The 13,433-nt window shown below is 41.7% G+C and carries 7 protein-coding genes and 1 tRNA gene; 3 read left to right on the top strand and 5 right to left on the bottom strand.

The genetic code is table 11. The features are described from left to right. Nucleotides 1-162 precede the first annotated feature (162 nt). Nucleotides 163-242 (bottom strand) — tRNA-Leu (locus tag GR160_RS15910). 157 nt (nt 243-399) lie between these two features. Here GR160_RS15910 and GR160_RS15905 point away from each other — a divergent pair. Together GR160_RS15905 and GR160_RS15900 are read left to right on the top strand one after the other, a co-directional pair. Further along, a complete protein-coding gene (locus GR160_RS15905) occupies nt 400-1,341 on the top strand; it encodes a ribose-phosphate pyrophosphokinase (protein WP_160750878.1) in 942 nt (313 codons plus the stop codon). A gap of 34 nt (nt 1,342-1,375) precedes the next feature. Beyond that, the gene (locus GR160_RS15900; RefSeq protein ID WP_160750877.1) at nt 1,376-1,987 is read left to right on the top strand and encodes a 50S ribosomal protein L25/general stress protein Ctc; all 612 of its coding nucleotides are present in this window, start codon (nt 1,376-1,378) and stop codon (nt 1,985-1,987) included. An 81-nt stretch (nt 1,988-2,068) separates the two neighbouring features. On the opposite strand, the gene GR160_RS15895 is transcribed toward GR160_RS15900, so the two are convergent. The 4 genes from GR160_RS15895 to GR160_RS15880 all read right to left on the bottom strand — a co-directional run bounded on the left by GR160_RS15895 (nt 2,069) and on the right by GR160_RS15880 (nt 7,560). Then, nucleotides 2,069-3,949, bottom strand: a complete 1,881-nt coding sequence (locus GR160_RS15895) for an Nramp family divalent metal transporter (RefSeq protein WP_160750876.1) — start codon at nt 3,947-3,949, stop codon at nt 2,069-2,071. A 2-nt stretch (nt 3,950-3,951) separates the two neighbouring features. Continuing rightward, nucleotides 3,952-4,605, bottom strand: a complete 654-nt coding sequence (locus GR160_RS15890) for a metal-dependent transcriptional regulator (protein ID WP_160750875.1) — start codon at nt 4,603-4,605, stop codon at nt 3,952-3,954. A 371-nt stretch (nt 4,606-4,976) separates the two neighbouring features. Further along, on the bottom strand, nt 4,977-5,630 hold the full coding sequence (locus GR160_RS15885) for an HD domain-containing protein (RefSeq protein WP_160750874.1): 654 nt from the start codon (nt 5,628-5,630) through the stop codon (nt 4,977-4,979). 364 nt (nt 5,631-5,994) lie between these two features. Beyond that, nucleotides 5,995-7,560, bottom strand: a complete 1,566-nt coding sequence (locus tag GR160_RS15880) for a hypothetical protein (RefSeq protein WP_160750873.1) — start codon at nt 7,558-7,560, stop codon at nt 5,995-5,997. A 431-nt stretch (nt 7,561-7,991) separates the two neighbouring features. Between GR160_RS15880 and GR160_RS15875 the strand changes: the two genes are divergently transcribed. After that, nucleotides 7,992-13,205 (top strand): GEVED domain-containing protein, encoded by a 5,214-nt coding sequence (locus tag GR160_RS15875; protein ID WP_160750872.1) that lies wholly within the window; start codon nt 7,992-7,994, stop codon nt 13,203-13,205. The last annotated feature ends 228 nt before the right edge of the window (nt 13,206-13,433 follow it).

Here is a 13,433-nt window from a genome sequence, read left to right as displayed (position 1 = left end):
CAAAAAGGAGCCGTTTTTGTTGCTTTTAAACATAGACTTAAAAGCTATATAATGAATCTTTCAATCGCATGATAAGGCTATAGCTTTCTATTTATAGGGGAAGATTCAAAAACAAAAAATCCCTAACAATTTGACTTACAAATTAATTAGGGATTTTAAAAGTACCTGGAGTGGGAATCGAACCCACACACCGTAGTACACGAGTTTGAGTCGTGCGCGTCTACCAATTCCGCCATCCAGGCAGTTGTGTACTGCTTTTCAGCGGTGCAAATGTAAAAAATAATATTTAATTTCAGGAAAATAACACAATAAATTACTGCTTGTATAGAATTAAATTTCTAAATTTGCACCCTTATTACAACAACACGACACTAACTAACTACTAAGCAATTAATTAAAATGTTGCATACAGAACCGGAAGCAAAGATATTTTCATGTTCTAAAAGCACATATCTGGCCGAGAAAATAGCCGATCATTATGGCATTCCTCTTGGCAAGGTAACATTATCGCACTACAGCGATGGCGAGTTTCAGCCATCGTTTGAAGAATCGATAAGGGGGTTAAGGGTATTTTTAGTATGCTCTACTTTTCCCAGTGCAGATAATTTAATGGAACTGTTGCTAATGATAGATGCCGCAAAAAGGGCATCTGCAAGGCACATAACCGCTGTAATTCCTTACTTTGGTTGGGCAAGACAGGACAGAAAGGATAAACCACGCGTGCCGATAGGGGCTAAACTCGTGGCAAAATTACTGGAAAGCGCAGGTGCAACCCGTATAATGACAATGGATTTGCATGCCGACCAAATACAGGGATTTTTTGAGAAACCGGTAGATCACCTGTTTGCCTCAACAATTTTTGTTCCTTACATAAAATCGCTAAACCTGGAGAACCTTACTATAGCCTCTCCGGATATGGGCGGAAGCAAAAGGGCCTATGCCTACTCTAAGTTTTTGGGCAGTGATGTGGTTATATGCTACAAACAGCGCAAAGAGGCGAACAAAATTGAAACTATGGAGCTTATAGGAGATGTTACAGGTAAGAACATCATACTTATAGACGACATGATAGATACAGGCGGAACGCTTGCAAAGGCAGCCGATCTGATGATGGAAAAAGGAGCGTTAAGCGTTCGTGCAATATGTACCCACCCTATTTTGAGTGGTGAGGCATATGAAAAAATTGAAAAGTCGCAGCTAAAGGAACTTATTGTTACCGACAGTATTCCGCTTAAGAAGGAAACTTCTAAAATAAAAGTGGTAACATGCGCAGGCTTGTTTGCAGAGGTAATGCACATGGTGCAGAACAACAACTCTATTAGCGGCAAGTTCTTACAGTAGTATTTTATTTATTAACTATATTTAATTATTTCAAATGAAATCAATTACGATCAAAGGATCTGAAAGAGAAAGCGTGGGCAAAGCGGCAACGCGTGCAGCACGTAATGCTGGAATGGTTCCTTGCGTGTTATACGGAGGAGATCAGCCAGTTCACTTTACTGCAGAAGAAGCTGCATTTAAAGGTTTAGTTTACACTCCAAACGTACACACTGTGGTAATTGACCTTGCAGGTGGTAAACAATTTAGCGCTATCCTTCAGGATATCCAGTTTCACCCGGTAAGCGATAAAATCCTTCACATCGACTTCTACCAACTTCATGATGATAAAGAGATCACTATGGAGGTTCCGGTAAAAATCGTTGGTAACTCTAAAGGTGTTATGGCCGGTGGTGTTCTTCGTCTAAACCAGCGCAAACTAAAAGTAAGGGCGTTACCTGCTAACCTTCCTGACTTTGTTGAGGCTGACATTACAGACCTTGAAATGGGTAACAAACTTTACATTACTAAGTTACCTGTAAACAACTTTAAACTTCTTCAGCCAGACAACACTGTAGTAGCTCAGGTACGTATATCTCGTGCTGCTATGAAAGCTGCTCAGGAAGCTGCAAAAGCTGCAAAAGCACCAGCAAAAGGAAAGAAAAAATAATTTTTATTTCTATATGCAAAAAGCGCCCTCAACCGGGGCGCTTTTTTTATGCATTGACTTTTGACAAGAATCAGAAGTTTATTAATCTTTAATAATAAGCACCGGAATGTGTACTTTGTGGCGCACTGCATCTACGGTAGTGCCAAGCACCAGGTCTTTAAAAAAGTTGTGGCCATGCGCTCCTAATATCAAAATATCAAAAGTGCCATTGGTATTTACTATTTTGGGTATCTGTTTTTTAGGGCTGCCAAAACTTAGCTGAATATCTACACTAAAGCCCATTTCTTCAAGGCTGGTTTTGTATTTTTTTAAATACTCCATATCGGTAGTGGTTTCATGATCCTGAGCCTGGTCTCCATAGAGCATTGCACCCACGGTTTCTACCACATGTATAAGCGTATATTTTGCATTAGCACCACCTAACTGCATGGCACTTGACAGTGTTTTGCCATCGGTCCTACTAAAATCTAACGCAATGGCAATATTACTGTACACCTGCTTTTGCGGCAGCTCTTTTAACGACTGCGGACTAAGGTGTGGCACGAGGTTTTTAACTGCCCTACCCTTCATTACAAACGGCTCAATAGTTATATACAGTAAAACCGCTATGGCTATGACTACAAACGGAACGACAAATGCCCATATGTAAAACGGGTCTTCGGAGTTTTTAATCCACCCCGAAATTTCGTCATAAACCAAATTAGCATTGAGGGCTACAATTACCAATGCAATTGTCCATGCACCTATTTTTGTCCAAATGCCAATAGCAAAATCCTGCATTTTGCTCTTATCACTCACAAAATGTATAAGCGGTATTATGGCAAATCCAAGTTGCATACTCAGTATTACCTGGCTTAAAACAAGCAGTTCTCCTGTGCTATCTTCGCCAAAATACAATATGGTAAAGAAAGCCGGCAAAATAGCTATTAAACGCGTTACAATGCGCCTTACCCACGGCTGTATGCGCAGGTTCAGGTAGCCTTCCATAACAATTTGTCCGGCCAGCGTGCCTGTAATAGTGCTGCTTTGTCCGGCGGCAATTAGTGCCAGCGCAAACAATATGGCGGCCCAGTTGCCCAGCATGGGTTCTAACAGTTTATGTGCATCCTGAATATCAGCCACTTCATGAAGCCCTGCTTTAAAAAAAGTTGCCGCAGCCAAAATCAATATAGCGGCATTTACAAAAAAGGCAAGGTTAAGGGCAATTACAGAGTCGATAAGGTTAAACCTGATGGCCTGCTTTATGCCTTTAAAAGAGCGGTCGAATTTTCGGGTTTGTACTAAAGACGAATGCAAATACAGGTTGTGCGGCATAACCGTAGCACCAATAATACCAATGGCAATATACAGTGCGGCACCTGTTGGAACAGAAGGCACAAGCCCCTGCACCACCTCGCCCATATCGGGTTTGGCAAAAAACATCTCTGCTAAAAACGACAGTCCTATGATAGAAATAAGTCCTATAATAAATGCCTCCATTTTGCGGATTCCTTTGTTCATAAGGAACAGCAACAAAAAAGTATCAAACATGGTAATGCTTACGCCCCACAGCATGGGCAGGTCAAACAACAGCTTAAGCCCTATAGCCATGCCCAGCACTTCGGCAAGGTCGCAGGCAGCAATGGCAACTTCTGCTAAAGCATATAAAAAAATATTGATGTATTTAGGGTACGTTTCGCGCGATGCCTGCGCCAGATCGCGGCGGGTAACAATGCCCAAACGTGCGCTGAGACCCTGTAGCAGCAATGCCATAAGGTTGCTCATGAGCAGCACCCACAACAGCGAGTAGCCAAACTGGCTTCCCCCGGCAAGATCGGTAGCCCAGTTACCGGGATCCATGTAGCCTACACTAATCATGTAGGCCGGACCAAAAAAGGCTAATATTTTTTTCCAGCCCGTGCCATTACCGCCAGCCGTTACCGACTCATGCACATCTTCGAGCGAATGATTGTTGTGTGGCATGGCTATACAGGTTTTACAAAAAGGTTACTGGCTATTTTGTGCGATACGGTAACCTCTTTGCCGTTTACACGGAGGTTGAGCGAATGGTCGAAATCTTCTTTAGAGGTAACTTCGATGCCCGAACCCAGGGCTATTTGCTGCTTGTCGAGGTATTGCAGGAATGGTGGTGAACTGTCTTTAACGCCCACGCACATTACTTTTTTGCCTATGGCTACCTCGCTGAGCAGTTTTTTGTCGATGCTTTCTATATTGCCCGAGGCATCGGGTATAGGATCGCCATGGGGGTCTTCGGTAGGAAAACCTAAAAACTCATCGAGCTTATTAATGAGTTTTTCTGATTTTATATGTTCTAATTGTTCGGCAATATCGTGCACCTCATCCCATGAAAAATCAAGTTTTTCCACCAAAAAAACTTCCCAAAGACGGTGTTTGCGCACTATCATAAGTGCCATGAACATGCCTTTATCGGTAAGGGTTACGCCTTGATATTTTATGTATTCTACCAGTTCTTTATCGGCCAGTTTCTGTACCATATCGGTAACCGATGAAGGCTTGCTCTCCATAACCTTTGCAATGGCATTGGTACTGATGCCCTTATCTGAGTTATGCGATAAATGGTAAATAACCTTAAGGTAGTTTTCTTCAGAATATGTCATTATACAACGTAGTGATATCTACAAAGATACTAAAATATTCCGTTTAGGTAAAAGTATTTTTAGGGAAGACTAAAACTTAATTGTGTTTTTGATTTTGTTTATTAAGAAAATGAACACTCTTACAATAAATCCGTACAGAATCGCTCCAATATATACAATAATTATAATATCTAAATTTTCATCTACAACTCCAACTATAGTTACCGTTAATAATACAAATAACATAAATATATTGGCGGGGTCTTTAATACAATGAATAAGTTTTCGCTTTGATGATAATCTGACGGTGTTCTTTTTTATTTTTTCATTCATCACTTCTAGTATAGTTGATGTTGTGCGAAATACAGTAGAGCTGCACGACACTTACCGCCCTATAACTCCCCATCCCACTCAGCATAAAACTGCGCTAAAAAGCCTTCCATATACTTATGGCGTTGTTGCGCAATTTGCTTTCCGGTAGTGGTATTCATTTTATCTTTAAGCAGCAGCAGTTTCTCATAAAAGTGGTTAATGGTAGGTGCATTACTGGCTTTATACTCTTCTTTGGTCATATGCAGGTTCGGAGCAATGGCAGGGTCATACATAGGGCGGTTTTTAAACCCACCATAGTTAAACGTGCGCGCTATGCCAATGGCTCCAATGGCATCGAGCCTGTCAGCATCCTGAACAATGGCAAGCTCCGGTGAGTGGAACTTCTTCTCAAAATTACCGCCTTTAAACGAAATGTTCTCAATAATATTTACAACATGAAGTATTACATCTTCGGGCACAGATTGCGACTCTAAAAATTGCCATGCCAGTTTTGGCCCTACGGTTTCGTCGCCGTTATGGAATTTACTGTCGGCTACATCGTGCAGCAGTGCACCAAGCTCTACCACAAACAGGTTGCACTCCTCCCCTTTTGCAATAAGTAAGGCGTTTTTATATACGCGCTCTATATGAAACCAGTCGTGGCCGCCTTCGGCTCCCTGTAGCTGCTGTTGAACGAATTTTTTGGTGTTCTCTATTATCTGGGTAGTATTCATTGCTGTTTTGTTGAATTACAAAGATACAGTGGTTTGTGGTTTATTGGTTGGTTGTTATTTTTAGTGTGAGTGAATATATAGATATATTTTAAATTTCACGCCAAGGCGCAGAGGCGCAAAGTTTGAAACTAACATAAGGAGTTCCATTGAAGCGACGAAAGTCGCAAGGCTTCGCGACTTTCGTCGCTTTTGAGCAAAATAATCGAGAAATAACTTTGCGCCTCTGCGCCTTGGCGTGAAAATAATATTCTTATATGTCAACCTTAGCGTAGCGAACCACAGGCATCTATTTAAATTCGATGTATAATTTTGCTTAGCGCATCTTTGAGCCTTTTTTACAAAACCCTGTGGCATAGACAACATTCTAAAAACTCCTGAAAAAAACTGTAAGACTTTGGTTTTCTTCCAGACCTATTTTTTTGCGAAGCCTGGAACGCGCCACCAAAATACTGTTGCTGCTTTGCTGCGTTATTGCCGAAATTTCTTTGGTAGAAAAATTCATCTTGGCAAAGGCACACAGCCTTATTTCGTTTTTGGTAAGTGTAGGATATTTGTGCAATAGTTTTTTATAAAAGTCCTCGTCGGTCTCAATGAAAAGCTTCTCAAATTCCTTTTTATTAAACGACTGGTTACCATTCTTAAGGTCGGATATAATTTGCGTAAGCATCCTGTTGGCGGGGGTATCGGCACTGGTTTTAAGCTGGCTTAACCCCTTTTGGGTGTAGTCTATAATTTCGTTGGCCTGCAATATTTGTATAGCGTTGCTGGTAAGTTCTTTATTCTTGCTTTCCATTTTTTGCACCAGCAGCTCATTTTCTACCTTGCGCTGTATGGCCTTTATGCGCTGCAACCTGTACATTAAAAACCCAATTACAGATACAGGCACAAGCAATATAAACCCAAAAAGCAACAAATTCTCCCTCTTTTGAGTTTCTAATAGTGCTTCCTGTTGTTTTATTTTTTGCTCATTCTCAAACTCAAGCAATTCGGTTTTTTTCTTGTTCTGCTCGCTGATGTTTTTTTCTGAAAGCGTGTTTGCAATGCGCAAATAGTAGTTGGATCTTTTGTAATCGTTATTGCCCTCATAAAGATTGGCAAGGGCTTTAGAGGTTGATAGTTTTACATCGCTAAGGTTTAACTCTTCTCCCAGTTTAAAAGACTCTTCCAGGTAATACACTGCAGTATCTTTTGCGGTCTCCCTGTTATTATATCCCCGATAGTAGTAAAGGTAGGCAAGGTCGTCGCGGCTGTTTTTTTTCTTAGAAAGCTCAATACCCCTGTCAGAATAATACCTTGAACTGTCGGGCTGCTTTAAATTGTAAAGTACATTAGACAGGTTTTGATACGTAATTATAATCCCGGCAGTATCTTTTAGCCTGATGCTTTGCTTTTTGTAAATATGGAGCATCTCTAAGGCTTTTACATAGTTTTTACTTTCTATTTCTATAACGGCAAGATTGCTGTACACCAGGTAGGCCTCTACCTCTTTTTCTTTAAGCGTGCCGTTTGCAATAGACTCCTTTAAACCTTTGAGCGATAAATTTAAAAGCTCGCGCGATTTCTCTGTATCACTTAGCTGCATATATACACACCCAATATTGTTGTATATAAAATGCATTTGCGAGGGGTCTATCTTTTTTTGAAGCGCAAGGGCTTTGTAGCCATAATCTAAGGCCTGCATGTTAGACTGCTGGTTGATGCATGCCACAGTACCAATTTTGTAAAGGAACAAAAGTTGCGCATCGCTAATCTCGTCTTTATGTTTTAAAGCCCTGTTGAGATAAGCGAGCGATTGTGCCGGGTCTGTATGAGTAAGGCTATTTGCTTTTTCGAGTAATTCTTGAACAACTGTCTCTGAGGTGGTTTTTTGTTTGCTGTTTTGGGCAAATGAATGGGTTGCGAATATTAATAAAATGTAAAGGATAAGCACTTTTAAAACACTCCTGAACGCTAATATTCTATTAAAAAAAGGTAAAAAAATCATTCGTAAAAACCCGCAAATAAAAAACCTCAAAATTCTAAAGTTCAAATATATACAAAAAATGTATATAAAATGTAAGGTACAAATGTAATAATGTAAATGAATTGTAAGGTGCTTTTTTTCGTGTGGTCTTTTTACCGGTCATACATTTGATTTTCTTTAAAATACAACAAATTATGAAAATAAATCGCGTTTAAAGATTTTTTCTCCAACGCGCATAAAAACGCAGGGCTGCAAAAGGGCAAAAAACAACAAATCAGGCAAAAACCTGAATATAAACCCGCTGGTTTTACTCAATATTAAGCCTGTGTTACCAAATATTCTGCTATTAATTCCACTATTATATTTTTTTTACACACAATCAAATTACTTATTTCTAAATGAAAAAAACTTACAACTACAATTCCGGCTATGGGTCTAAATGGCGCTGTTGCAGGGAAGCTTTTGTGTTGGCGTTTTGCCTGCTTATTTTAGGCACAGGCAATGCATTTGCACAAAATGGCGACACCTGCGCAACCGCCATAAACCTTGCCACGCTTACAAGCCCTTACAGCGGCACTACTGCGGGCTTTGCAAACAACAACACGCCAACGTGCAACACGGGCGGAACAGCAGCAGATGTTTTTTATTACATTGCTGTGCCAAATGGCTATACCCTGACAATAGGGCAAACTGCCAGTAATTATGACTCTATCCGTTCTATATTTTACGGATCGTGCGATTCTCAAACGCCAATAGGCTGTGTAGATTTTCCTGAAATAGGTACGACCACATGGGAGAACACTACAGGCAGCACTCAAAACTTATATTATGTACAGGATGGATGGAATGCCAATCAGGGTACCTATACCCTTGCATGGAGCCTTGTTGCCCCTCCGGCATGTAATGTTCCAAGAACACTTGCTGCGGCATTAACATCGGCAACAGCTGCAAATATTAGCTGGGCTGTTCCTGCAACAGGTGCTGTTGAAAGCTATGAGTATGCCTTAACAACATTGGCTACACCGCCAACTAGCGGCACCAGGACCATAGTAACTTCTGTTAATGCGGTTCCTGTAACTGTAAACACAACCAACTACCTTCATGTGCGCACCAATTGCGGCACTACAGATGGTTACAGCGAATGGGCTACCTATTCGTTCTATTCGGGTATCTGTATTCCAACACCTTTAAGTGTAGACGGAAGCGGTATTACCAATGTAACTTTAGGCACTATTGATAACACCACAGGTGCTGAGCCTAACCGATACAACTTTTTTGAAGATCAGACAGTAAATATCGGTCAGGGTGTTACCCTACCTATAAGTGTTACGCTTACAACAAACTCTGCCTACAACATTAAAGTATGGGTAGACTGGAACGACAACCTTACTTTTGATGCTAACGAAGAGGTATTTGCAGCTACAACAGCAGCTACACGCACCGCCACTGCCACAGGAACTATAACTGTACCGGCAGATGCCATTTTGGGCAACCACCGCATGAGGGTGGGTGCTGTAGCTACGTGGAATCCTATAGTTCCTTGTTTTAACAACTATGGCGGGAGCTTTGAAGATTATACTATTAATGTTACTGCAGCACCAACGTGTTTTATACCTGTAGCTCCTACAGCGGTAAACGCAGGTGCAGGCATTGCCAACGTTAGCTGGACAGCACCTGCACAGGGCACTGCCCCATCAGGATATGAATATGCCATAACAGCTACAAGAACAACACCTGCAAGTGGCACTGCTGTAACAGAAACATCTGTAGAAGGTGTAACTGTTCCTACCAACACTACTTTTTACCTGCAGGTAAGGAGCAACTGTGGCAACGGCGATTATAGTGAATGGATAGCAGCTCCTTTTTACAACGGGGTTTGTATACCGGCACCTACAAGCGTTAACGGTAGCGGTATTGTAAATGTTACTATTGGCTCTATAAACAACACTACTGTTGCAGAACCGGGCAACTATAGCAACTACTCTGCGCAAATTGCAAATATTGGCCAGGGAGTTACACAGCCATTCAGCATTAGCCTTACAACTTATACTGTTTACAATACTAAAATATGGGTAGACTGGAACAACGACCTTGATTTTGATGATGAAGGCGAAGAAATATATTCAGGTGCATCGAATACATTAAACGTATCTGTACTAACAGGATCGTTTACAGTTCCATTAAATACACCTGTGGGTCAGTACCGTTTAAGAGTAGGTGCAACATCTACTTACAATGGCCCTACAACTGCATGCTACACTGGTGCTAACGGTACTTATGAAGACTATACTCTTAATATTACCCCTGCTCCTACATGCTTTGCCCCAACTGCTGTAACAGGACAGTCGGTAAACCTTGGTACAGCCAATATTACATGGACAGCCCCTGAATTTGGTACTACGCCGTCAGGATATGAATATGCAGTTACTTCTACTGCAACACCACCGGCAAGCGGTACAGCAAATACTACTACAACAGCTACCAACGTTGCAGTTACTGCTAATGCTGTAAACTACCTGCACGTGCGCACCAACTGTGGCAATGGCGATTTCAGTGCCTGGACAACAGCCACATTCTTTAACGGATATTGTACTCCGGCACCAACGTTTCAGGGTGGTTCAGGTATTACTAACGTAACACTTGGTTCTATAAACAATACTACAAGTGGTGCTACTGCTTATGAAAACTATACAGACCAGGTAGCTACAATAGGCCAGGGTGTAACCCAACCATTGAGCATTAGCCTTTTTGTTTATGATGCTTACAGTACTAAAGTTTGGGTAGACTGGAACAACGACCTTGATTTTGACGACGAGGGCGAAGAGGTTTATTCTATAGTATCTCCGGCTACTACAAGGGCAACAGTTACAGGTACTATAACTGTACCGTTAACAGCAGCTGTAGGTAACCACCGCATGAGGGTTGGTTCAGTACCAAACAGTGTGGGCAACGCTACACCATGCTATTTTATTGGCATGGGTTCTTTTGAAGATTACACTATAAATGTTGCGCCTGCACCATCATGCTATGCACCTACAAACTTAGCAGGCACTTCAACATCAGCCGGCATTATAAGCCTTAGCTTTACTGCACCATCTCTTGGCGGAACACCTGCCGGATATGAGTATGCCGTTACAACAACAGAGGAAGCTCCGGAATCGGGTACAGCAACAACCTCAACATCGCTTACTGGTGTAGCAGTTACACCAAATACAGTTAACTATATTCACGTTCGCACTAACTGTGGCAATGGCGATTTTAGCGAATGGGCAGTTATCTCTGTTTACAATGGTATCTGTATACCAACTACTAACTATGGCGACGGACAGGGTATAACAAACGTTACTATTGGCAGTATAAATAATACTACCGTTGCCGAAACAAACCAGTATGGCGATTATTCGGCACAAATTGTAAACATTGGCCAGGGTGTTTCACAGCCATTCAGCATCAGCCTGTTTACTTACAATGCCTATAACATTAAAATTTGGGTAGACTGGAATGACAATCTTGTTTTTGACGCTAACGAAGAGGTGTATAGCGGTGTTTCTCCAAACACGCAAACAGGTGTTCTAACAGGAACGTTCCTTGTACCTGCAACAGCACCACTTGGACAGCACCGTTTAAGAATTGGTGGTGCACCAAGCTACAATGCACTGCCTACACCATGCAGCACTATATATACAGGTGCTTTTGAAGACTATACTGTAAACGTAACATTACCGCCATCTTGTTCTACGCCAACTGCTCCGGCAGGAGTTGTAGTGGCCGCAAGTACCGCTAACCTAAGCTGGACAGCACCTCAACTTGGCACGCCGCAGGGCTATGAATATGCTGTTACAACCGAGCAAAACCCTCCTGCAAGCGGAACACCTGTAACCAGTACGTTCGTAAATGGTTACACAGGATTAGAAAACAATGTATATTATACATTATTTGTGCGCACTAATTGTGGCGAAGGCGATTACAGCGAATGGATAGCATCGGCAAGGTTTAGGTATCTTGAAGGAGATACTTGCGCTACCGCAATAGATCTTGCTACACAAACAAGCCCATACAGCTCTACAACTGTAGGTGCAGGTAATGATTATATGCCTGCCTGTGCTACAAACAGTTCTGCGCCCGATCTTTTCTATAAAATTGAAGTACCAAACGGTTATACTTTAGATATAAACCAAACGCAGAACGCCTACGATTCATATCAGTCTATATTCTACGGCAGCTGCGAAGAAAACACAAGGGTGTCTTTAGTATGTACGGATAACAACATTGGAGGTGTGATATGGGAAAACCTTACAGGCAGCACCCAAACTGTATATTTTGTACAGGACGGATGGGGCACTAACTCTGGTGCATTTACTTTAGAGTGGACTTTAATTGCTCCTGCAAGCTGCGATCTTCCGCGCAACTTAGATGTGTTCCAAACATCGCTTACAACAGCCAACGTTAGCTGGACAGCTCCTAATACAGGATTACCTGCCGGATATGAGTATGCAGTTACAACATCTCAAACGGCGCCCGAAAGTGGTACCTATACTACAGCATTTACTGCAACAGGTGTAGCTCTTACTGCAAACACAGATTCTTACCTGCACGTGCGTTCTGCCTGTGGCGATGATGAGTTTAGCGAATGGGTAACCTATGCATTCTATAGCGGCTACTGTGTTCCTGTAAGTAACAGTGCAGGAAATTACATAAGCGGTATTACTACTACAGGTGCCCAGGTTAACTTTAGCAATACAGGTACTGGTGGAGGATCTTATACTGACTATACAAACGAGTTCTATGTAACTACTTATGCAGGAGGTTCGTTTGCCATTACAGCTACACACTCTACAGGAGAATACCTATACAGTGTATGGATAGACTGGAACAATAACTTCGATTTCTCTGATGCCGGAGAAAGGGTTGCAAGCCTTCCGTTCCTGGCATCGCCAGCAAACCTTGGAAACATCGCTGTGCCTCTGGGTACTCCTGAAGGTACGTACAGGATGAGGATACGTAATGCACTGACAGGATCGCCTATACCAGTGTGTGACGCAGTATCGGGAGAAGCAGAAGATTATACACTTATTGTTGGCCCGGCACCAACATGTTTCCCTCCATTTGCACCGTCTATAGAGCCTGTAGATGCTACAAGTGCCAACCTGCGCTGGAGCCCGCCAATATTAGGCGATTTCCCTCAGGGTTATGAATATGTGTTAAGCACATCGGCAACTGCTCCAACAGGCAGCGGAACTCCAACAACGGCTATATTTATAGAGGCTGCTCCTTACAATCCTGCTGTATCTGCCTACCTTTTTGTGCGCAGCGTTTGTGGCGAGGGTGAATACAGCGATTGGGAAAGCACCGCTATACTGGATACCGACGTTCCGCAACTGGATAAAAACAGTGTACTGGTTTATAAAGATGGTAACACTATAAACATTGCAACAGGCACAACGTTAATGACAGGCGTTACAATTTATGATGTTCGCGGCAGTAAAATCTATACCCAGAATAACATTAATGCTACCGAGGCTGCTATAGCAGGCCTGCAGGTACAGCAGCAGGTTATTATTGTAGAGATAAACACTGCCAAAGGCAAAATAAGTAAAAAAATAGTTTTTTAAATATTTGTGATGTGTTCTCTAAAAGCTCCATGCGTTGCATGGGGCTTTTTGTTATATATAACTATAAACACCATAAGGAATGTTATATAAATTTTAAATAAAAATCATATTTTTTTAATATTAAAAACAACTAATCCTACTACAACTCGCGTTTTTACCATGTTTTTTGATAAAAATTCATAAAATCGAATTGTTCCATAATTCTTAAAAAAATGACAATATCTTATT

Source organism: Flavobacterium sp. Sd200, from assembly GCF_009826935.1.
Classification (GTDB): domain Bacteria; phylum Bacteroidota; class Bacteroidia; order Flavobacteriales; family Flavobacteriaceae; genus Flavobacterium.
This window is presented reverse-complemented; position numbering and strand designations above follow the sequence as displayed.